The 22,817-nt window shown below is 41.0% G+C and carries 15 protein-coding genes, 1 tRNA gene and 3 pseudogenes; 4 read left to right on the forward strand and 15 right to left on the reverse strand.

Annotated elements, in window-relative coordinates; genetic code table 11:
- Positions 1-5: 5 nt before the first annotated feature.
- Complete coding sequence (locus tag CTY47_RS00565; protein WP_099462939.1) at positions 6-2,363, reverse strand: GH92 family glycosyl hydrolase; 2,358 nt, start codon at positions 2,361-2,363, stop codon at positions 6-8.
- A 524-nt stretch (positions 2,364-2,887) separates the two neighbouring features.
- Here CTY47_RS00565 and CTY47_RS17190 point away from each other — a divergent pair.
- A complete protein-coding gene (locus CTY47_RS17190; RefSeq protein ID WP_233202058.1) occupies positions 2,888-3,067 on the forward strand; it encodes a hypothetical protein in 180 nt (59 codons plus the stop codon).
- Positions 3,068-3,100: 33 nt separating this feature from the next.
- On the forward strand, positions 3,101-3,523 hold the full coding sequence (locus CTY47_RS17195; protein ID WP_233202059.1) for a hypothetical protein: 423 nt from the start codon (positions 3,101-3,103) through the stop codon (positions 3,521-3,523).
- A gap of 7 nt (positions 3,524-3,530) precedes the next feature.
- Here the strand turns inward: CTY47_RS17195 and CTY47_RS00575 are convergent, their stop codons facing one another.
- The 9 genes and pseudogenes from CTY47_RS00575 to CTY47_RS00615 all read right to left on the reverse strand — a co-directional run bounded on the left by CTY47_RS00575 (position 3,531) and on the right by CTY47_RS00615 (position 15,698).
- Positions 3,531-5,891: an ABC transporter permease gene (locus tag CTY47_RS00575; protein WP_099462940.1), complete on the reverse strand. Its 2,361-nt coding sequence runs from the start codon at positions 5,889-5,891 to the stop codon at positions 3,531-3,533.
- A 14-nt stretch (positions 5,892-5,905) separates the two neighbouring features.
- Positions 5,906-8,284, reverse strand: a complete 2,379-nt coding sequence (locus tag CTY47_RS00580; protein ID WP_099462941.1) for an ABC transporter permease — start codon at positions 8,282-8,284, stop codon at positions 5,906-5,908.
- Positions 8,285-8,295: 11 nt separating this feature from the next.
- Positions 8,296-8,532, reverse strand: a pseudogene (locus CTY47_RS16875) (ABC transporter ATP-binding protein); the annotation flags it as partial.
- A gap of 5 nt (positions 8,533-8,537) precedes the next feature.
- Positions 8,538-8,939 (reverse strand): annotated as a pseudogene (locus CTY47_RS00590) (Rho termination factor N-terminal domain-containing protein); the annotation flags it as partial.
- Between the two features lie 193 nt (positions 8,940-9,132).
- Positions 9,133-10,452, reverse strand: a complete 1,320-nt coding sequence (gene tilS / locus CTY47_RS00595) for a tRNA lysidine(34) synthetase TilS (protein WP_099462943.1) — start codon at positions 10,450-10,452, stop codon at positions 9,133-9,135.
- 92 nt (positions 10,453-10,544) lie between these two features.
- The gene (locus CTY47_RS00600) at positions 10,545-11,309 is read right to left on the reverse strand and encodes a zinc ribbon domain-containing protein (protein WP_099462944.1); all 765 of its coding nucleotides are present in this window, start codon (positions 11,307-11,309) and stop codon (positions 10,545-10,547) included.
- Position 11,310: 1 nt separating this feature from the next.
- Positions 11,311-12,408 carry a Nif3-like dinuclear metal center hexameric protein gene (locus CTY47_RS00605; RefSeq protein ID WP_099462945.1) on the reverse strand — a complete coding sequence of 366 codons (1,098 nt, stop codon included), beginning with the start codon at positions 12,406-12,408 and terminating at the stop codon, positions 11,311-11,313.
- Between the two features lie 104 nt (positions 12,409-12,512).
- Positions 12,513-14,270, reverse strand: a complete 1,758-nt coding sequence (aspS, locus tag CTY47_RS00610; protein WP_099462946.1) for an aspartate--tRNA ligase — start codon at positions 14,268-14,270, stop codon at positions 12,513-12,515.
- A 546-nt stretch (positions 14,271-14,816) separates the two neighbouring features.
- Positions 14,817-15,698 (reverse strand): PIG-L deacetylase family protein, encoded by an 882-nt coding sequence (locus CTY47_RS00615; RefSeq protein ID WP_099462947.1) that lies wholly within the window; start codon positions 15,696-15,698, stop codon positions 14,817-14,819.
- Positions 15,699-16,023: 325 nt separating this feature from the next.
- Between CTY47_RS00615 and CTY47_RS00620 the strand changes: the two genes are divergently transcribed.
- The gene (locus CTY47_RS00620) at positions 16,024-17,070 is read left to right on the forward strand and encodes a DUF4434 domain-containing protein (protein ID WP_099462948.1); all 1,047 of its coding nucleotides are present in this window, start codon (positions 16,024-16,026) and stop codon (positions 17,068-17,070) included.
- A gap of 120 nt (positions 17,071-17,190) precedes the next feature.
- Here the strand turns inward: CTY47_RS00620 and CTY47_RS00625 are convergent, their stop codons facing one another.
- Together CTY47_RS00625 and CTY47_RS00630 are read right to left on the reverse strand one after the other, a co-directional pair.
- Positions 17,191-18,450: a Gfo/Idh/MocA family oxidoreductase gene (locus CTY47_RS00625; RefSeq protein WP_099462949.1), complete on the reverse strand. Its 1,260-nt coding sequence runs from the start codon at positions 18,448-18,450 to the stop codon at positions 17,191-17,193.
- A 129-nt stretch (positions 18,451-18,579) separates the two neighbouring features.
- Positions 18,580-18,654: transfer RNA gene (locus CTY47_RS00630), tRNA-Pro, on the reverse strand.
- A 173-nt stretch (positions 18,655-18,827) separates the two neighbouring features.
- Between CTY47_RS00630 and CTY47_RS00635 the strand changes: the two genes are divergently transcribed.
- Positions 18,828-20,012, forward strand: coding sequence for a DUF4272 domain-containing protein (locus CTY47_RS00635; protein ID WP_099462950.1), 1,185 nt, complete (start codon positions 18,828-18,830; stop codon positions 20,010-20,012).
- A 93-nt stretch (positions 20,013-20,105) separates the two neighbouring features.
- On the opposite strand, the gene CTY47_RS00640 is transcribed toward CTY47_RS00635, so the two are convergent.
- The 3 genes and pseudogenes from CTY47_RS00640 to CTY47_RS00650 all read right to left on the reverse strand — a co-directional run.
- A complete protein-coding gene (locus tag CTY47_RS00640) occupies positions 20,106-22,097 on the reverse strand; it encodes a glycoside hydrolase family 97 protein (RefSeq protein WP_099462951.1) in 1,992 nt (663 codons plus the stop codon).
- 39 nt (positions 22,098-22,136) lie between these two features.
- Positions 22,137-22,406, reverse strand: a complete 270-nt coding sequence (locus tag CTY47_RS00645) for a zinc ribbon domain-containing protein (RefSeq protein WP_099464014.1) — start codon at positions 22,404-22,406, stop codon at positions 22,137-22,139.
- Positions 22,407-22,448: 42 nt separating this feature from the next.
- Positions 22,449-22,811, reverse strand: a pseudogene (locus CTY47_RS00650) (pyridoxamine 5'-phosphate oxidase family protein); the annotation flags it as partial.
- Positions 22,812-22,817 lie beyond the last annotated feature (6 nt).

A 22,817-nucleotide genomic window follows, 5' to 3' on the forward strand; every position in this document is an offset into this window, starting at 1 on the left:
ACTGTCTACTTTTTCTTCTTTGATTTAGGTGCCGTAACCGGAGATAGTTTACTGATTCCTTCCTCGTTTACAGAGAATGAATACGGCATATCTTCCGGATTAATGCCCCGGGTATAATTAGGCTTATCACCCATCTTATAGTCGATAACGCCACCTTTGAACAGATCGTTATGATCCAGATAGTTCTTCGTATAATTCTTACCGTTGAACGTCATAGACTCGATATAGATATTCTTCTCACTATTATCCGGAGCATTGATAACCAGGCTGTTTCCATTCTCAAAATGCAACGTAGCCATCTTAAACAAAGGAGCACCCAACACATATTGTGTTGTTCCGGGAGCAACAGGATAGAAACCCAAGGCCGTAAACACATACCAGGCAGAAGTCTGTCCGTTATCCTCATCACCGCAATAACCATCAGGACCCGGTGTATACATGCGGTTCATTACCTGACGCAACCAATACTGTGCCTTCCAAGGCTGACCGGCATAGTTATATAAATAGATCATGTGCTGGATAGGCTGATTACCATGCGCATAGTTACCCATATTCATAACCGTCATTTCACGTATTTCATGGATCACCTGGCCATAATAACTATCGTCAAACAAGGGCGGAACATTGAATACAGAGTCGAGCATCATCACGAAGTTTTCCTTGCCACCCATCAGGTCGATCAATCCCTGCGGATCATGGAACACAGACCATGAATAATGCCAACTGTTACCCTCCGTAAAAGCGTCACCCCATTTCAGAGGAGAGAACGGAGCCATAAATTCACCGTTTTCCTTCTTGCCACGCATCAACATCGTTTCCTTGTCATACAAGTTTTTATAATTCAATGCACGACGGGCATACAGCTCTACTTCCTTCTTAGGACGTCCCAAATCTTTTGCGATCTTCCAGATACACCAGTCGTCGTAAGCATACTCTAATGTACGGGCTGCATTTTCATTAATATTTACGTCATACGGAACATAACCCAGTTTATTGTAGTATTCGTGTCCTAAACGACCTGTGGAAGACACTTCCGGATGTACATTCTCTGTCCCGTGGATCAACCCTTTATACATGGTTTCCAGGTCATCCACCTTAACACCCTTCATATAAGCATCCACCAGAACAGAAGCAGAATTGTTTCCGACCATACATCCACGATGTCCCGGGCTAGCCCATTCGGGGAAGAACCCGCTTTCTTTATATGTATTGATCAAACCTTCCTGCATTTCCTTGCTAATCGAAGGATACATCAGGTTCAGAAATGGGAATAGGCTACGGAACGTATCCCAGAAACCCGTATCAGTAAACATATACCCCGGTAATACTTCGCCATTAAACGGGCTGTAATGAACCACTTTTCCAGCTGCATCTATTTCATAAAACTTACGGGGGAAAAGTAACGAACGATACATGCAGGAATAGAACGTACGGAACTGGTCTAACGAACCGCCTTCTACTTCAATACGTTCCAACACATCATTCCAAGTCTTCTTTCCTTCGGATACCAATGTTTCAAAGCTATCATTACCCAATTCCTTCATATTGACAGCCGCCTGTTCAAAGCTGATAAACGAAGAAGCTATACGGGCATGAACCACTTCACCCTTCTTCGTCCTAAAGCCGATTACAGAACCAACATGGTCCGAATTCTGTTCCTTCACCCCTTCTTTCAAAGTTGCATCGGCAAAAGTAGCTTCATAAGTAAACGGTTTATCGAACTCGATAATGAAATAGTTCTTGAAGTTACCAGGCACGCCGCCACTGTTTTTCGTACTGTAGCCAATAATTTTATTTTCTTCCGGAATCACCTTAATGTACGAACCTTTATCAAAAGCATCGACAACAATATACGAATTTTCAGATTCAGGGAAAGTAAAACGGAAAAGAGCAGCGCGGTCTGTCGGCGTAAACTCCGTTACCACGTCATATTCTGCCAGATATACCTTATAATAGTACGGCTTGGCAATCTCTCCTTTATGCGAAAACCAGCTGGCACGCTTATCCTGGTCAAATTCGGGCTTGCCAACGACAGGCATAATAGCAAACTGCCCGTAATCATTGATCCACGGGCTTGGTTGATGAGTCTGTTTAAATCCGCGAATTTTATTCGCTGTATATACATATTGCCATCCGTCACCCATTTTTCCTGTTTGTGGCGTCCAAAAATTCATACCCCACGGACGGGCAATGGCAGGATAGGTATTTCCTGTTGATAGCTCAAAACTGGATTGTGTCCCCATTAAGGGGTTAACATACTCTACCGGATCAAAGGCCTCATTTTCATTAGCCGCCGCGACAGGCTTGCTATTCCAAACCAAAATGGTTGCTAAAGCGAGAACCAAAACACATTTTCTCTTCATGATATATCTAATTAAATTCAACTTATTATTTCTGTTCACAAAGTAATAGAATCTCTTTACTTTGTGAAAGCATTACGTCTTCCTTTTTTCTAAAAAATCAATAAAGGCTACTTAAAGAAGCATATCATCACTATTTTTGCACTTACAAATTAACAAAATCAATACCATATATTATCTTTTCGTACGTATATATTTATTATCCCAGAGCTATAATATTATTCTTTTGGGCAGCTCAAAATTAATTTTCACCTGGGGCAAAATTAATTTCGACCAAGGGATAAATTGATTTCCAGCCTGCTAAAAAGAAAACTTATTACTGTACTTTTTACTAATTGTTATAATGATAAAAAACAAATAATTAGCTAAACATTGATATAATCATACTCTAAGACGGATTTTTCAGCAGAAAAAGATATATTTGGTAAACTATATCCAAATAACAAACATGCACGATCTGGGATTTATTTCGATTTTACTTTTGATTGGAAAGATCATACGGGTAAAAATAAAACTCATCCAACAATTTGGGAACATATGCGGCGATTCTCATTGCTTTGATATTCGGAGCATTACCTTTATCTTCACCCAATATATCCATTAAACAAGTTGCTCAAAGAGTAGGTCCTATGTGGGCTTATGCTCAAATGGGCATGCTGTTGCAATGGGGATTAATCGGGTTATTCGGGATATTTGTTCTTAAATGAATATGGCCAGAGCTAAATGATGCATTCGGCATTATGTTATCCACCGGTTTTTACGGAGGTCATGGAACTGCCCGTATTCAGTTGTGCTTTTGTTGCCGGACTAATAAGTTAGGTGTGATTATAAAATATGCAGTTCCCCTTATTGTTCTGATACTTGCAGGGACAGTTCTGATTTTTATCATTACGTTTTACTTCGGGAGAAAGCTTTCTAGGACATTCTGGTTTGAACGGACAATCTTTGCTTGGGGTTGGTGGACGGGCACTATGGCGATGGATGATTATGCTATGGCCTACCTGCCCATTGCTCCCATTGAAATCCTGCTGATTACATTTATCCCGATCCTTTTTGTAAACGGATTCGGTGTGTGGTTTTCTCTGGTTTGTATTAGTCTTTCCGCCCTTATTTTACTATTGGCGTGGAAAATGGACTGGTGGATAAAAACGAATAAGAGGTAAATACCTCCTACTCGCTTTTCAAGCTGTTTACAGGATTCGCATTAGCAGCTTTCCAGTTCTGGAAAGTAACAGTTGCCATCGTTATGGCCATTACTATAAGAAAGGCAATGGCAAACACCCACCAATACATCGGTGTCTTGTAGGCAAAACTTTCGAGCCATGTTTTCACACCATACCTGGCAACCGGGGCTGCCACCACAAAACAAATGGCTACAATGCGGAAATAGGCTTTATTAAACATGGCCAGTATTTCACGCACGGTTGCTCCATGCACCTTGCGGATCCCAATCTCTTTACGGCGATACTGTGTTTCAAACACAACCAGGCCAAACACACCTACCAGAGAAATGATGATAGCCAGCAAACTAAACAGGGTTATCATGCTTCGCAGACTCTCTTCCCGATGATACAGGTTGTTGAATACCGTATCATAGAACTCGACATCAAACGGAAAAGCCGGATCAATGTCGGCAAGAGTTTTACGGATATGCTCCACCGCTGCATGCACATCCGTACCGGCTTTCAAACGGACATAAGAGACGGGCAGGCTGAATCCTTCCGTTACGAAAAAGCCTATATTGTTCTCTCCCTGGCGAAGGGAAGTAAACTTGACGTTTTCGCAGAAACCGGCAATACGTCCGGTATGGCCGCCCCAGCCGCCAAACAGATCGCCGGCGTCCATATCCATCTCTTTCCGGGTTGTTTCGGTAAAGATATAAGCATAGTCGGGCGACTGGCTGTCGGAACGTTGGAAATCGCGGCCGCCGGTAACACGGATACCCATTGTGCCTAAGAAATTATCCGAGACAGGTAACATAAAGTAATGGAACTCCTTCTGCTTATACTCACCGCCGCTGGTACTATAGCCATCTCTCGAACCTAGCTTTTGCATGGAGAAGGCCACATCTTCTATGCCAGGATAGTCTTTGAGGCGGTTTGCATACGTTTCGTGATGCTCCTTGTATAATTGTCCGCCCAACTCAATAATAGCAATCTGGTCTTTATCGAAGCCTAACGAGAAGCTACGCATATAACTATTCTGTAAGCGCATAAAGCAAGCGCCTATAATCAGCATGATCGAGACTACAAACTGAATGCTTATCAGTGCCGTACGCAGTTTACGTCCCGAAAAAGACAGGCCAAAGCTGCCTTTCAATACGAGAGCAGGCGCGAAAGAGGTTATATAATAGGCAGGGTAGATACCAGCAATTACACCTGTCAACAAAACTATCACTGCCGAAAGCAATACAACAGGAAGATTGCCGGAAAGGCTCAGATCGGCGTCGATAAACGGCAACGAAGCGGTTTCATTCAATGCCCATACGATGAACAGGCTGATAAACCAACCGATCATACATATAGCAATGGCCTCTATCAACAGCGATCCGCGAAGCAAACGGTCTGAGCTACCCAGTACCTTCTGCGTATTGATGCTTTTTATCCGCAACGGTGTAAGAGCTGTACTGAAATTCGTAAAGTTAATTGCGGCCACAATGATAATAAGGATTGCGATCCAGAACAATAACGTCATCACCTCCTTATCGCCACTATGGAAGATGTTGCCGTCATGGTCTTCATTCAGGTAATATATATCTGTCAACGGAACTATTTTAACACGTTGGCCTGAATCGCCGATCTTAGTGAAGTCGAAATGCCTGTTGAAGTTATCCACCACATCCCGGGCCGATGACGGGTCGTCCAGCAACACATAACAGATATAGTTGCTTGCCGCGAAGTTAGTCCGTGCAAAGTTCTCGTCCATTGCAGAATAAATAACATTGCGCATCTGCGTATTGCCGGGGAAGTCGCGATACACCGCTCCTACCGTAAAATCTTGACGTTCTTTGGACCAGACCGGTTCTTCGGCCCGGATTGCTTTTCCAACGGCAGGCTGGCTACCGAATAATTTGGAAGCTAAACTCCGGGGGATAATCACCTTATCCGGTTCTTTCAGACAATCTGCCGTTCCTTCTACAATAGGGAAACCGAAAACGCTCGTAATAGCCGGGTGGCACGTCTGTATCGTCTCTCTGAAACCATGCTTCTCTCCCCCCTCCTGCACCGAGAAGTATATCGGCCCGATATACGGATTAATAAGTGTACCCGCTTCAATATGCGGAGACGACGAAATAAAGGCTTCAATGAAAGCACGGGGCAAAATAGTGGAGAAAGTCCCTCCTCCCGTCAGATCCAACCGATAAACACGGTTGGCAGTAGGATGGCATTTATCGAAATTACGTTCGAAATTTACTTGTATAAGTATGATTATAAAGGCAGCAAAGGCAACCGCAAGACCGGCCAGGTTCAATGCGGTTGCCATTTTAAACCGCCTCAACACACTTAGAAAGTTACGTATTATCGTTTTCATACAAACCCGGTTTATTATTCACTCTTGATACTGTTCACCGGATTGCTGTTTGCAGCATGCCAGTTCTGGAATGTAACAGTAGCCACAGTGATGATAAGTATTAATACAAAAGCAATGGCATACACCCACCAGTACATCGGGATACGGTAGGCAAAGTTTTCGAGCCAACCCGAAATAGCATAAGCTGCAATGGGAGCCGCCAAGACAAAACATATTACCAAAATGCGTAAGTACGTTTTATTAAACATGATCAGGATTTGCCCGGTAGTGGAGCCCAGCACCTTGCGCACGCCTATTTCCTTACGGCGATATTCGCTGTCGAACACCACCAGTCCAAATACTCCCACAATTGAGATAAACACGGCTATCAAACTGAATAATGTGATAAGCGAACTTATCTTCTGCTCCTTCTCGTAGGTAGACTGCAAGACTTCATCGTAAAACTTGACATCGAACGGATAAGCCGGATCAAACTTTTTCAATGTGCTTTGCACATGCTCCATTGCAGCACGCAAATCGCTACCGGCTTTTACCTTGACATAAGCTACGCTGAAGAAAACAGGTACGTTGGCATCCCGCCACATACTCTTTCCCCAGATATAAAAGGCCATCGGTGATACTTCGGTACGAAGGGAAGCAAATTTAATATTGGGAACAAAGCCTATAACTTCATCACCGTTAATCTTGTCACCCAGCTTTATGTCATATTGCTCTACGGCTTTTCGGTTGAAAATATAATAGCCTCCGTTGATGTCGTCTTCCGGACGGAAATCGCGCCCTTCGAGCACATCGATACCCATCACCCTCAGAAAAGAGGAAGAGACCGGAATACACTGGAAGTTGATGTTTTTATTATTCATCTTGAATCCCCAGCCCATATAGGTGTCTCCACTTGCCAGCAGTGAATGTGCATAGGTAGCATCGCTAATACCCGAGAAGGTTTTGAGCTGGGAAACAAACGCATCGCGGCGGTCATTAATCTTCTGGTTGATATGAACCACAATCATCTCATCTTTATCATAACCCAACGGTGTATGCTGCATATAGTAATTCTGCAGATACATAAAGAGTGAGCCGATTATTAAAGCAAACGATGCTATAAACTGGACACTTACCAATGCACTACGCAAGTGACGTCCTTTAGGCGAAAGCCCGAAACTGCCTTTCAAGACCAGCGCCGGCGGAAATGAAGTGATATAGTAAGACGGATATAAACCGGCCAGCAAGCCTACCAGCACTGCAACGCCTGCCATACCGGCAATAATAAAAGGTTGCTGTGCAAAAGAGAGATCGACCTCCACCAGGGATGCGACCGTCGTTATATTGGCTATATGCAATAACCCCAGCGACAACAGATATGAAAGCAGGCTGATGCCTATGGCTTCAAGCAGCAAACTGCCCCTTAACAAAGTATCCGGGCTTCCCAGAACTTTCTGCGTATTGATACTTTTAATACGCATCGGCGTCAGTGCCGTGCTGAAATTAGTAAAGTTAATGCCGGCAATGATCAGAATGACAAGTGCTATACTGATAAGGACAATGATTGTCTGCCGGCTTGCCTTGGGAAACGGATCATAGTCTACCTTTCCCAGGAAGTGCAACTCGGACAACGGTGTAAAGGTAAGGTCTACGCCGTTTTTATCCCACTGCAAATCGTCTTCCGTATTGAATACTCTTTCTGCCGTTATATTCTTCTTGATGTTCGACTTCGTTATATCAACATTTGCCGGATCATCCAGACGATAGAATATCTGGTAGTTCTGGTTGCCCCACTGGTCATAGTTTTCGGAGTCGCTCATCCGCTCATAAATGATATTGGTGAGCGATGAGTTACGCGGGAAGTCCTTATATACGCCGCCTATCGTGCGGTAGGTTTCGCCATTATCAGGGTTAAGAAGTGCCTTGCCTAAAGCCGGTTCATTACCAAAATACTTACGGGCAAAGCTCTCGGGGATGATCACAGAGTTGGGAGCAGAAAGCGCATTAGCGTCACCCTCTGTAAAATCGAAGTCGAATACATGGGGTAAATCCGGTGTTGCAGCTTTAAACTGCTCCTTATAATTTGCTTTTTCGCCATTATGCTCAACGGAGAAGAAAGTATTGTTTCCCCATGAAGAGAGAACAACGCCATACTTTATATGAGGCGACAACTCCCTGGCTGTCCGTTCCAACGGACGGGAAGAAACGGCTGAAGATCCGCCCCATCCGGATCTGTCCATGCGGAAGATAGAAGTGGCATTGGGCTGGCACGAATCGAAATGATTATCGTACGATACCTGCATCATAATGATCATAAAGGCAGCGTAAGCGATACTCAGACCAAACACGTTCAGCAACATCGCCATCTTGAAGCGCCGCAAGACAAACATGAAATTTCGTATAATAGTCTTCATCTATTTATCTATTAAATAAACTCGCTAACCGAAGATACAATGCTACCGTCGAACAAATTGATAACACGGTGGGCAAAGCTCGCATCATGCTTGGAGTGGGTCACCATTACAATTGTGGTTCCTTCCTTATTCAGCTCGGTGAGGAGTTGCATTACCTCCGCCCCATTCTTTGAATCCAGATTACCGGTAGGCTCATCCGCAAGGATGATCTTCGGGTTGGAAACCACAGCACGGGCGATAGCCACACGNAAACCGGCGCTATAGCCCCGGCAACCTTTTCTTTCTTTTCAATACGAATCCGTTTTTTACGATCCTGTTGTTGCTCTTTTTGTTCTTTCTTTTCAGCTGCAGGTTTTGCTTCCACCTTTTCAGCAGCAGGTTTTATTTCCTGTTTTTTAGCATCTTCTTTAGGTTCAGCCTTTGCAGTCTTTGTCACAGCTTTAGAGGTCTTTTTGGTACGGGTTTGCTTTTCCGCCTTTTTAGCCTCTTTTTCGGCTTGTATTCCTGCGAAAGAAATTGCTTGTTCATCAAGGATCCTATATACAAGTTCCTCTTTTTTAAGGCTACTGACTTTCTTAATACCTAACTCTTCCGCTATACTCTGAAGTTCAGGAAGAAGTTTTTCATTTAGTTCTAGAATGTTATATTTTTGCATATTGCGAAGTAAATAATATAAACGCCGCACGCACAGCCATGGAAAGACGCGTGCACAACGTTATCATTGTATCTTAATTAGTTTAAATGTTTCATGTAAAAACCGGATTGTCTAACTAACTCGAATTATTAGTAACACATCTGCGGAGTAAATCTTTGCAAATGTAAGAACATTTTTACAGATTCAGTTGAATTCAACAAAAAAATTTTACAATCAGTATATGTTTTGTTGTTTTATCTATACGAAAACGATTATCAGACCGCTCACCAACCAACCAAATGATATTATCTCCACTACATAATAACCTTGTTTGTTCTTTCTGAAATATAGTATATTTATGATCGGAAAAATAATCACTTAACTTTTTACGGCCAGTCATTCCAAAAGGAATAAACCAATCTCCTTCTTGCCATGTTCGCAATGAAAGAGGAAAAGTAAGCTTATCATAATCAAAATAAGCTATGTGCTTATTTTTCTCAATATGAAATTCCTTATTTAAAACAATCTTACGGAAAGATAGTTCAACAGGTTCACTACATTCTGTTGTTTTTTCATCTAAAATATAAATTTTCGCCTCTTTTTCCTGTAAAGAAGATAAAAATAAATAATCGCGGTCTTTAATCAAACGGTGGGTAGAAGAATAAAACTGCCTGCCTGATTCTCCTCGTAAAGACAAATAAATATCATCAGTTACTAATCTGGTAAAATTAAAAGGTTTCAGCAACTCATACAAAATAGTATCAGGCGATGGGAAAGTGAGCAAAGTTTTTACAGAAAGGCTATCTTTCGCAACCATTATTTGGTTGCGGGCATTTTCTATCACATTATTATATATAGTTTCTACAGCCGATAAATGTTCCGCCGTTCTTGCTATTGTATTCCGTACTGCCGGATTAATCTCCTCTAAAAGCGGAAGTACTCTCAGCCGTATAAAATTACGTGTATAAGCATCCGACAAATTTGTACTATCCGTAACATATGAATAGTGTTGTTCGGCCAGCCATTTAAGAATTTCTTCACGGCTCACCGGCAACAACGGACGTACGATATATCCATTCTTAGGACGAATACCGCGCATACCGCGTACACCTGTTCCACGAATCAGGTTCATTAATAACGTTTCTATACTGTCATCCCGATGATGAGCAACAGCTATAGCCTGAGCATCCAGCTTACAACGCATCCCTTCAAACCAAGTATAACGCAACTCACGGGCTGCCATCTCAATAGAGATATGTTTTTCTCCGGCATAAGCAGTCGTATCGAAATCGACCTTATAAAAAGGAACATGCAATGAGTCGGCAAAGTCTTTTGCAAAATGTTCATCTCTAATAGATTCATCTCCGCGTAAATGGAAATTACAATGAACAGCCATACACGGATAATCCAAACGTACAAGCAAGGCCAGCAAAGCTACAGAGTCAGCTCCGCCACTCAACCCAATTAACACAGGCCTGCCATCATCAGCAAGTAACCGGTGTTTTTCTATATATGTACGAATGGTATTTATCATGATAAGTTAATAACCAATTCCCCTCTTGAATTATAAGCAATAAAGCCTTTACTCAAGAGGGGAATCCAATATTGTCTATCTAAACAGAATACTTAATCTTCCACACCTGCCAATTCAGGGTCAATCATAATACGTCCGCAATATTCGCAAACAATGATCTTTTTACGTAATTTAATATCCATTTGTTTCTGAGGCGGAATCTTGTTGAAGCAACCACCACAGGCATCACGCTGGATATACACTACCGCCAAACCATTGCGCGCACCTTTACGGATTCTTTTAAAGGCAGCCAGCAAACGGGGCTCTATGACAGCTTCCAGTTTTTTAGCTTTTTCACGAAGTTTTTCTTCGTCTTGTTTTGTTTCAGAAATAATCTGTTCCAATTCATCCTGCTTCTGAACTAAATCAGCCTTACGACCGTCCAGTTTTTCAGTAAGTTCAGCAATTTCATTCTTCTTGACATTAATAGCCTCGCCAAATTCGCGGATCTTCTTTTCTGAAAATTCAATTTCCAATCCCTGAAATTCAATTTCTTTTGACAAATTGTCGAATTCACGGTTGTTGCGTACATTATCCAACTGTGATTTATATTTTTCAATCAGTCCGGTAGATTCTGTAATCTTATGTTTTTGATCAACAACAGAAGTTTCAAAATCTTTAATTTCTGACTGATAATTCTGAAGACGGGTTTCCAATCCTGCAATCTCATCTTCCAAATCCTGTACTTCCAAAGGAAGTTCACCGCGAAGCGTTTTGATCTTATCAATTTCAGTCATCATCGTCTGAAGTTGATACAGTGTAGAAAGCTTTTCTTCAACTGTATATTCTTTTTCAGCTGATTGTTTATCTGTAGCCATTCTATAAATATTTTACTGGGTTTGAATTAACACTCGATAAATGCACTGCAAAGGTAGGGAATTTTTTCGATATTATATTATAAAAGATGTCTTTTGTACAGACTTCGGATTCATAATGCCCTATAACTGCCAACAAAATACGATCTTCCACATCATAAAAGTCATTATACTTAGCTTCTCCGGTTATAAACACATCTGCCCCGTAGGCTATGGCATCTTTTATCAAAAAGGCACCACTTCCTCCGCAAACCGCCACTTCACGAATTTGCTTACCTGTAAAGGGCGAATGTTTCACGCATCCTACATGAAACAAATCCTTGATTCTTTGCAGAAAACTCAATTCATCCTCACTTTCCACCAATTCTCCTACCACACCCGAACCTGCCTGGTTCCAAGTATTATCAAGCGGATAAAAATCAAAAGCTGGTTCTTCATAAGGATGAACGGATAGCAAAGCACGCATCACTGCAGATTTACGGAAAGCCGGTAAAATCGTTTCTATACGAACTTCTTTTTCTATATGCACTTCTCCGATTTCGCCACAAAAGGGATTGCATCCTTCATTAGCACGGAAAGTTCCTTCGCCATACAGATTATAACTACAAGAATCATAATTACCAATACTTCCTGCTCCGGCATTAAATAAGGTAGTACGCATAATTTCGGCATACGCTTCGGGAACAAATGTCACCAGTTTTAATAACGCATTTTTCTGAGGACTGAGAATACGGATATTCTGTAAACCTATCATCTCTGCCAAACGATAATTTACTCCGCCTACTGCATTATCCAGATTCGTATGGGCAGCATAAATAACCAGATCATACTTACAGGCTTTCATCAAGCAACGTTCTATATAAGTAGAACCGGTAAGCGATTTAAACGCTCTAAAGGCCAAAGGATGGTGAGAAATGATCAAATTACACTCTGTTTCAATCGCCTCGTCTATTACCTCTTCGGTAACATCCAGGCAGAGCATCGCACCTGTAGCAAGCTGATTCACATCACCAACCTGTACGCCGGCATTATCGAAACCTTCCTGCAACGGCAGTGGGGCAAAATGCTCTATTTCCTTCAATATATCTTTTACCTTCAGCATATCATTCCTAATATCTGTTTTTGATTCCTTTCGGAAGAAAATTAAATTCCATTCGGGAGAAATTTCAATTTCTCCCGAATGGAATCTTTTTTACTTATACGGAATTATTCTTTTACGTTGACTTGTATGCAAAGTTCTTCCAACTGAGAATCGTCGATAATTGACGGGGCATCCAACATGACATCACGTCCGGAATTGTTTTTCGGGAATGCTATACAGTCACGAATTGAATCCAAACCGGCAAACAATGAGACCCAACGATCCAGGCCGTAAGCCAAACCTCCATGAGGAGGTGCACCATATTTGAAAGCATTCATCAGGAAGCCGAAACGAGCTTGTGCGCTTTCTTCCGTAAAGCCAAGCAAATGGAACATTTTATTCTGCAACTGGCTGTCGTGGATACGGATAGAACCGCCTCCTACTTCAACACCATTGATAACCATATCATAAGCATTAGCACGAACTGCACCCGGATCGCTATCCAGCAACGGAATATCTTCGGGCTTCGGAGAGGTAAACGGATGATGCATTGCATAGAATCGCTGATCTTCTTCACTCCACTCAAACAACGGGAAGTCGATCACCCACAAACAAGCAAATTTATCTTTATCACGCAAACCTAACTGACTGCCCATTTCCAAACGCAATTCGCATAGCTGCTTGCGAGTCTTCATTATATCATCGCCTGAAAGAATTAAAATCAAGTCACCCGGTTTTGCACCAAAAGCTTCTTTCATCTTCTGCAATGTTTCCTGCGTATAGAATTTATCCACACTTGATTTCACACTGCCATCTGCTTCCACACGGGCATAAACCAAACCTTTAGCACCAACTTGCGGACGTTTCACAAACTCGGTCAATTGATCTAACTGCTTACGGGTATAAGTAGCCGCACCTTCAACACAAATACCGCCAACATAAGCTGCATTATCAAATACTGAAAAACCGTGACCTTTCAAAATATCCATCAACTCGACAAACGGCATGCCGAAACGTAAATCCGGTTTGTCGCTTCCATATAGCTTCATAGCATCATGCCAAGTCATACGCTGAAATGCGTCTTTTATCTCTACACCACGAATTGTTTTAAACAGATGTTTTGCCATTCCTTCAAAAGTAGTAATGATGTCTTCCTGTTCAACAAAACTCATTTCACAGTCTATCTGTGTAAATTCAGGCTGACGGTCGGCACGTAAATCTTCATCACGAAAACACTTAACAATCTGGAAATAACGATCAAAACCCGAAACCATCAACAATTGCTTCAGTGTCTGGGGAGACTGCGGAAGTGCATAGAATTGTCCCGGATTCATACGTGAAGGAACAACAAAGTCGCGTGCACCTTCGGGCGTAGAATTAACCAGAATAGGTGTTTCTACTTCTAAAAATCCTTGTTTATCCAAATAATTACGTACCTCGAAAGTCATTTTATGACGTAGTTCCAGATTCTTGCGGACAGCATTACGACGCAAATCCAGATAACGGAATTTCATACGCAAATCATCTCCGCCATCGGTTTCATCTTCAATCGTGAATGGAGGGGTAACGGCCGAGTTCAGGATATTCAACTCCGAAACAATCAGCTCTATATCTCCCGTTGGTATGTTTGAGTTCTTACTGGAACGTTCGCGCACTGTTCCGGTTACCTGAATCACATATTCACGTCCCAGTTTATTTGCTTTTTCACAAAGAGAAGCGTCTACTTCCTGATTAAAGACAAGCTGTGTGATACCATAACGGTCGCGGATATCAACGAACGTCATACCACCCATTTTACGTGTTTTTTGCACCCATCCGGACAAAGTAACTACAAGTCCTTCATCTGCCAGACGTAAGTCGCCACAAGTTCTCGTTCTGTACATTTCTGATTTATCTATTTAATTTTCGTATACTTACAAAAGATTGTTTATCAAAACAACCCGCTCCACCGCAGACTAATACGTTAAAAATGCTACGGCAACCGCAAAGATAAATATTATAATAATATTATTATTCATTGCTTATTATTAATTTCAAACGAACATTTAATACTTTATATTAAAGTCCGGATAAGAAGTTTTGAACCTGATGCGGCAGCATAGAACAGGTTTCATCACATGGTTCATATTGGACTCTTAGTGTAGGAGGAAAATATGAGTTATTTGATAAATTGAACATAGCGATAATGCCGGGTATTACTTTCTTCAATCATAAACATGAGCATAACGAAGAACATGAACATACAAAGAAAGTTCAATTCTCCACGCACTTCGAATTAGTTTACGACTTAATTCATTTAGAGCACTTCCATTTTGGGTCGACCACAGATTTCTCTTGGACAAAACACGACAACCATTTTATGCTAAGCATTCATTGTGCCTATGGGTTTTAATTCGGTTGTCGTGTTTCTACATATAATTATCTCAACATTATCTCGGTAACATAGGAAACAATTGTAATATTGTTTCTCTGTCCGGTACATTTCCGTATTCACAAACTTCAAAAGCTTCAAAATAAGTTATAGATTTAATCTGTTCCGGAGAATACCACTTTAACGCCGGCTCTATATATCTATCAGACATCTTCTGCCACAAAAAATGATCAGCCGACAATTTTCTTTTACCCGGCGCGTCAGCAGGCACGTCATTTTCATAACCTCCATTCCATGGCAACCATTCATACACCTGTGATTCATGAGCACAAATAGCATCTAATTTCTTTTCTACCACAGGAGTTATATCAATTACGATATCCGGAGAAAAAGGATTTGGTTTTAGGAAACTATCCTGCATATATAAAAACACTGGAGCTTTTAACAAAGGTTCGCCTCCCGGAACCATTAACGGAACAGAAATCATATAAGCTGCATCTTGTACGATTGTTGATGCATACCGATGATCCGGGTGATAATCATTCGGACGATGGGTAATTACAACATCAGCCTTCCAGTCACAGATCATACGGATTACCTTTTTCCTGTTTTCCAAAGTAGCCATTAATTCGCCATCATGATTATCCAAATTTTCATATACGATACCTAAACTGCGTCCGGCTTCTTGCATTTCCTTTTTTCTTCTGGCAGCTAAGGCTTCCGGCTGCATCTGATGGTGTCCTTTATCACCATTCGTCAAAGAAACGAACTTTACCTTATGCCCCATTTGTGCAAACAATGCAGCCGTCCCTCCAGCATTCACATCACAATCGTCCGGATGAGCCCCAAACACAATAACACGGATTGGCTCACCTGCACACAGACAAGAGAACAACGATACCATAACTAAAAAGATAGTACCTACAAACAGCTTTTTCATACTTAGCAAAAAAATTTAATCTTACATCAACAAACTTATTATAAAAAATCACACTGATTCTTCTATAGTTAAAATCAATTTTATGAATAATAGAGTCTTTTTATTTCGTACTCGCACAAAAATACAAAAAACAATGCTAATTAAAGAAAAACATTTACTTATTCTTCAATTTTTCATTATTTATCATCAAAACACTTCTTTAAATTACCATTATTTATAAATTAAGTCAAACAAAATAGTCTTTTAATTATTATTTTTGCAGCATAAATATATAATTAACAACTTAATTTATTAACCTGGAGACATTTTATATTTAATACTAATTATGGATAGACGTAAATTTCTACAATTAACAGGACTAGCTGCCACTGCAGCATTGATACCAAACGACTTGATAGCATCAAAGTACAAACAAAACCCGAATATAAAACCGGTTGCCGGCTCCTGGTTCGAGTTTCTACATCATTCTCATGCTGCTGCAAAGTATTGGAACCCTATTCTTTATAAATACACTGATGAACAGTGGCGGGCAATGATAAAAGACATCCGCGACTTAGGTATGGAATATCTCGTATTACTTTCAGTTGCCGATGATGGAAAAACTTTTTATCCTTCCAAATTGCAACCCAGGTATGATTTGGCTTCTCCCGATCCATTGGAAACAGTCCTTAGCGCCGCTGATGAATTTGGGATAAAATTCTTTGTCAGCAACGATTATTGGGGAGATCCCCGCGAATTGGGTAAAATGATGACAGGCAAAGAAATTGCAGCCTTACGTGCTAAGGGCATGGAAGAGGTTGCCGAAAAATATTCCCATCATAAGAGCTTTTACGGCTGGTATTATCCAAACGAATCAAACCTTGTTGAGACAATGGATGATATTACAATAGGTTATGTAAATGATAATTCCAGACTGGCTCATAAGTTGACCCCAAATTGTAAGACAATGATTGCTCCTTACGGAACGCGGACTGTAAAAGCTGACGATTATTATGCAAAACGGTTGGAAAAACTGGATGTGGATATTATCGCTTACCAAGATGAAGTTGGCGTACAAAAATCAAAAGCAGGAGAGGTAGGTAAGTATTTTGAAGCTTTGTCTAAAGCTCATAACAAAGCAGGGCGTGCAAAAATCTGGGCGGATCTGGAAATTTTTGATTTTGAAGGGCCTGTCTATACTAGTCCGGCAATTCCTTCTACATTCGACCGCCTTTTAGTGCAAATGGAAGATGTTTCTCCTTTCGTTGAAAAAATATTGATTTATCAATATAGCGGATTTATGAGCAAACCCGGCTCGATTGCAACATTAGGACAACCTAAAGCTGATAAGTTTTATTCTGATTATGCAGCCTGGCTGAAATCTCAGCGGTAATTAATCTTTTCGGGTTGCTTCCACCGACTAACACTTCTCAGCAAATAAATAAAAAAAGCTATCACAGCAGGAATATCCTTTCTGTGATAGCTAAAATATTTCAAGTATTATCCAAAAGGATCAGATATTCCACGGAGCACGCATCGGCTGATCGATCAGGCGATTTGCGGCCTCATCGTCAATAAACTCCAGTTTTACGGGATCAAAATTCAAAGTACGGTTCAAGCGGAGAGCAATTGTTCCCAAATTGACAATTGTCGCCGAACGAAAACCATTTCGCTCGTTCAATGCAAATGGTTGACGGGTCTTCACACTTTCCAGAAAGTCTGTCACCTGAGGTTCCGGCTCAGGATAATCGGCCAACTTCTTCTCCCAATTCGGAATATCACATACAAAATTCTTATACACGTTGCCTTTCGGGCCTGACACATAAGGTGTGTTAGGATCACCGAAATCTTCACCCCAAAGTACGATCTGACAACCATCATCATATGTATAAGTGATAGAACGCCATACACCTACTGCATCAGGGTGTTGCTGCGGAGCATCGACCTCCACCTTCACAGGACTGGTTTCATCTTTACCCAAAAGATATTGAACAGGATCAATATAATGCTGCCCCATATCTCCCAGACCTCCTCCATCATAATCCCAATAGCCGCGAAAAGTTTGATGTACGCGATGAGCATTATATGGCTTATATGGAGCCGGCCCCAGCCAGAAGTCGTAATCCAGTTCCTTTGGTATTGGTTGCGGTTCGAGATATTCTTTCCCTACCCAGAAGAATTTCCAATCGAAGCCGGTATGTTTGCTAATGGTTACCTTCAATGGCCAACCCAACATACCGCTTTGAATCAACTTCTTCAACGGTTTTGCAGGTGTGCCTAGTCCATAGAACATTGAATCGGCAAAACGGTATATCGTATTTAACCTAAACATACGCCCATTCTGCTTTATAGCCTCCATGACCCGTTTTCCTTCTCCAATAGTACGGGTCATCGGCTTTTCACACCAGATATCTTTTCCCGCCTTCGCTGCTTCAACAGACATAATTCCATGCCAATGAGGCGGGGTAGCAATATGGACTATGTCTACATTCGGATCTAAAATCAAATCACGGAAATCATGATAAGCCGCTATCTTTTCATTCACCAACCGCCTACCCTGCTCCAAGTGGTTTTTGTCTACATCACAAACAGCAACCAAACGTGTCCCCGCATAGTTTACATGGCCACACCCCATGCCTCCTGTTCCTATAATTCCTTTTGTTAATTGATCACTTGGGGCAATAAAACCCCTTCCTAACACGTGACGTGGCACAATGGTAAAAGCAGCCACCCCTCCAAGAGTCTTGAGAAATTCTCTTCTATTCGTTTTCATACATTATTGATAAAAGGCACATTGTTCTAAACCGGTTACAAATTTACAAAATAAAAAGAAATTACATCGAAAACCTGAGGGTATAAAAAAAAGACCAGACAGCTAATAATAGCTATCTGATCTTCTATGTCGGGGTACCAGGATTCGAACCTGGGACCCCCTGCTCCCAAAGCAGGTGCGCTAACCGGACTGCGCTACACCCCGTTTTGCAAATCAGGAACGTTGTTTATGTCTGATTGCGGTGCAAAGGTAGGCTTTATTTTTTAATCTCCAAACTTTGGACAACTTTTTTGTAAAAAAAATTACAACATCTTCCTTTTTCCATATTTCAAACGTATCTTGCTTCCATTAATCATTTACTCTAAATTTATATTGTCATGGAAAAAAGAAATATCACATTATATACGGTAATTGGCAATCAAGCCCGCATTCCGGAAGCCATCAAAAAGCATTTTAATCCTGTAACTAAAGAATATGACGAAAAAGACAAACAACTAACCTTGATACTACAGGACGATACCGAAATGACATTCTTTTTCAATCACAGCAACACCGATCCCCAATTTGTAAGCAATCATCAAACTGGTATGGCAAATTATTTCGCGCAAGCTGAGACAAAGCATGAAGACATAAAAAAGAATATCATATACCAGATTCAATATTTTAATTCCATAACAGGAATCACTTTTGAAGAAAACGAAGATCAGAATCGTACCAATTACCTTATTAACACAATGTTTGCTATAGCAAATGAGATAAAAGGGTTCCTACTTTTCCCGGCTATGGAAATATACAACGGAACAGGCGAACTGGTCTTTTCCATAAAAGGCGAAACAGAGTTGGAAAAATTCTCTCCTGTTGCAAATGCCGACTATCTGGATACCAACCGACCGGAAGACACCGAAGCCGATAAAGCCAGGCAACGACACTCTATTGAAAAGTTAAAAGAAAAAGGCATACCTTATGCTTCACATTTACGCAGTTCCATAACAGAAGCAGAAGCTCAAATACGCACGCCGGAAGAAATATTGAAACGTCTCGCATCTCTGTTTGCTGTTTCTGTTTATTCTGAAGTCATACTATCAGAAGAAGGAAGCCGCGAAAATGCGTTGGAATATATAGACGAAGTGAAAAAACGATACCCTATTTCCTTTTCACCTGCCGAAACAGCTTATATTGACAACGAATCTCCCGAAAAAAACGAATGCGTCCAGTTTGTCTGGAGGTACGAATGTTGTACTGTATTGCTTTGGGCATTAGGGCTGGATAAATTAAATTACCCAGAAGAAATATGCGACGTTCGCGGAATCGCTTCTATTTTATGGAACCACACTCAGGATTCTTTGCAAGAGAAAATCCGGATGCGGGGAAAAGACGAAATATTAGATGAAGCCGACCTGATTCTCCGCTATAATTGGGCTTGTGTAGATGCCAGAATACACGGGAAAGAAACACCAGCATCTCTGGAAAGCGGAGTTGTACAAGAACGCCACTATGTATTCAACTGGCTAATAGGTGCCAATAATCAAGCAGAATGGGACGACATACAACCTAATACATAATTATAAAAAAGATCCCGATGATTTAGTCAAATCATCGGGATCTTTTTTATAAATGGCCGAGATGAATTCCCGAAACACCAATTCTACATTTCATTATTTATAAATACGGGCAACATAACCACCGCCGGGAGCCATTTTTATATTCAACTTGCGATCAGCCGGAACAGAAAGAATTTCTTTTTTATAATCACAAGCCGCACGATCGGCATTGATACCATCCTTAAATAATTCTATTTTATAATTACCTTCGCCCAAGAAAGAAAGGTCAAGAGTCAACTCCCGCGGTTCCCAGTTTGTCAAAGCACCAACATACCAATCATCACCATGCTTACGCGCCATAGCGATATATTCGGCTACTTTGCCATCCAAAGAAACAGTTTCATCCCATACAGTAGGAACATTGGCAATAAACTCCGTGCATTCTTTTTCGCGCATATAGTTAGATGGATTATCACAAAGCATATTAAACGGCGATTCAAATATCACATAAGTAGCCAACTGGCGGCAACGCGTTCCCTGACTCATAGGCTCAGAATTAACCGGACGATAATTCCAACGGGATGCATTACGCATAGCTCCCTGTGTGTAATCCATCGGACCAGCCATCATACGAATATACGGAATTGTGACATCATACGTAACCATATCATACGATTCGGGCGACCATTTCAATTGCTCCAAACCGTTTACACCTTCATAATTCAGCACATTCGGATATGTACGCTGTAATCCGGTTGGTTTAAATACACCATGAAAATCCACAAGCATCTTATTTTCGGCACATACTTTAGCTGCTTTGTAGACAAACTCAACCATCTTCTGGTCATCACGATCCAGAAAATCTATCTTAAATCCTTTCACACCCATATCTGCATAATGCTTGACCACATTTTCCATATCACGCGCAAAAGCCCAATAACCAGCCCACAAAATAATACCTACATTCTTTGCTTTTCCATAATTTACCAATTCTTGCAAATTGATTTCAGGAATTACCTGCAACATATCTGCCTGCAGATTCACTGCCCAACCTTCATCCAATATAACATACTCGATACCATGAGCCGAAGCAAAATCTATATAATATTTATAGGTTTCGTTGTTTATCCCAGCACGAAAATCGACACCATATAGATTCCAGTCATTCCACCAGTCCCAAGCGACTTTTCCGGGTTTGATCCACGAAATATCACTCACTTTGGAAGGGGAAGCCAGACGATATACCATATCACAATCGGCCAGTTCTTTATCATCTGTAGATACAGTAAACACACGCCAAGGGAAAGAACGCGTACCTTTTGTCTTCGCAATAAAATTCTCACGTTCTTTGACAAGCATCTGCAAACGGTTATGTCCGCCTTGTTCTTCTATTTTAGGAAAAGGAGCATGTATTGCTTTCAAACATGGCTTATCTGCTGAATTATTCAGAAACATTCCGGGAAACTCTTCAAGGTCGGCTTCTGTAATACAAACTTTCTTACCATTATCCAATTCCACCAAAAAAGGAAGTATCATTAAACGCTGGTTGTTCAGCTTAGTAATAGATTCGTTTACATAAGGTTGCTCAAATGAATTAAAATATTGCTTCTCAAATGTTTCAGCCTTATTGTTTACATAAGCGGCAAATGCTTTATGGTCTTTAGAAAAGTTATATTCAGCTTCCTCTCCTACCACAATAATATCACCTTTCTTTTTTGTTACAAAACGATATGCCAATCCTTCGTTATACAAGCGGAATACAATACTGTAATTACCCGCAAAGGAAATGGTAGCTTCGTTATATTCATCCTTTACTACGGATTTCTTGTAAAAAGGAGAAAGTATCTCCTTATCAACCGAAGCCTTCACCACTTTTGACACTTTGGGCTTAGCTCCCAATACTTCCCCATCCTGTAATGTCATAGAAATAGTGGATGGAGCCAAAACCTCAGTCCCGTCATGAGTTAACGAAAATTGAATATCGTCGCCAACCGTGATCTGCGCCTGCAATACTTTATCCGGCGATTGCAGATTATAATTCTTTTGGGCCATTGCAGGCATACTTCCCAGAAGAACACAGAAAAACAATAATGCTTTTACATTCATGGTATTATGGTATTAAATATTTACATCTCAATCTGTTGTTTACTTCTTCCACCGTTTGAGTTTTGGAAAAAACTCTTTCATCTGTGCAATCGCTTCTTCTTTCGAGAATTGAGTATTACAGGCTCCGTTAAACTCGTCAAGATATTTAATGCAATGTTCAATCATCCCGTCCATTGTACAATCCTGAGTAAATCCTCCATCCTTGTAGCAATAACAACAATACTCCTGATTCACCGAACCGTCTTTATTTGTTCCGAATAATTCAGATGTTTGCATTGGCATACCACAACTCTGGCAGAAAAGATTCATATATTTTCCGTCTTTTACAAATACATTATCAATCCAATAAGTGGCGGATTTCGGAATAAACTTCAATACGCAATATTCAGGATCATTCACACCTCCCGGAAAATGTTCCAGCATCCAGTCTCCCCAAAGAGTATGTTTCAGCGCTTCGTCAGTTACAATTTCCACCTCACCAGTGTAAACAATACTATTGCCACCCTCTACAATAGACATTCCGGCTTTAGGATTAGCTTTGAAATGAGCCGTCTTTGCCGAACTTGTTCCGGTAGATACATAAATATCTCCTTTCTCATCCTTGATTTTTACCATTGCAACCGGTCGCGGATAACCATTCTCATCAATAGATGCCAATGTAATAATTTGTGCATTGGCTACTATTGCAGCAGCTTTTTCCTGTATTGATTCCATTTTCTA

It is taken from the genome of Parabacteroides provencensis, assembly GCF_900232875.1.
Lineage (GTDB): Bacteria > Bacteroidota > Bacteroidia > Bacteroidales > Tannerellaceae > Parabacteroides > Parabacteroides chinchillae.

Coding starts and splice junctions, on each gene's coding strand:
- CTY47_RS00565 (WP_099462939.1), bottom strand. CDS start 2,363: ATGAAGAGAAAATGTGTTTTGGTTCTCGCTTTAGCAACCATTTTGGTT.
- CTY47_RS17195 (WP_233202059.1), top strand. CDS start 3,101: ATGTTATCCACCGGTTTTTACGGAGGTCATGGAACTGCCCGTATTCAG.
- CTY47_RS00575 (WP_099462940.1), bottom strand. CDS start 5,891: ATGAAAACGATAATACGTAACTTTCTAAGTGTGTTGAGGCGGTTTAAA.
- CTY47_RS00580 (WP_099462941.1), bottom strand. CDS start 8,284: ATGAAGACTATTATACGAAATTTCATGTTTGTCTTGCGGCGCTTCAAG.
- tilS (WP_099462943.1), bottom strand. CDS start 10,452: ATGATAAATACCATTCGTACATATATAGAAAAACACCGGTTACTTGCT.
- CTY47_RS00600 (WP_099462944.1), bottom strand. CDS start 11,309: ATGGCTACAGATAAACAATCAGCTGAAAAAGAATATACAGTTGAAGAA.
- CTY47_RS00605 (WP_099462945.1), bottom strand. CDS start 12,408: ATGCTGAAGGTAAAAGATATATTGAAGGAAATAGAGCATTTTGCCCCA.
- aspS (WP_099462946.1), bottom strand. CDS start 14,270: ATGTACAGAACGAGAACTTGTGGCGACTTACGTCTGGCAGATGAAGGA.
- CTY47_RS00615 (WP_099462947.1), bottom strand. CDS start 15,698: ATGAAAAAGCTGTTTGTAGGTACTATCTTTTTAGTTATGGTATCGTTG.
- CTY47_RS00620 (WP_099462948.1), top strand. CDS start 16,024: ATGGATAGACGTAAATTTCTACAATTAACAGGACTAGCTGCCACTGCA.
- CTY47_RS00625 (WP_099462949.1), bottom strand. CDS start 18,450: ATGAAAACGAATAGAAGAGAATTTCTCAAGACTCTTGGAGGGGTGGCT.
- CTY47_RS00635 (WP_099462950.1), top strand. CDS start 18,828: ATGGAAAAAAGAAATATCACATTATATACGGTAATTGGCAATCAAGCC.
- CTY47_RS00640 (WP_099462951.1), bottom strand. CDS start 22,097: ATGAATGTAAAAGCATTATTGTTTTTCTGTGTTCTTCTGGGAAGTATG.
- CTY47_RS00645 (WP_099464014.1), bottom strand. CDS start 22,406: ATGAATCTTTTCTGCCAGAGTTGTGGTATGCCAATGCAAACATCTGAA.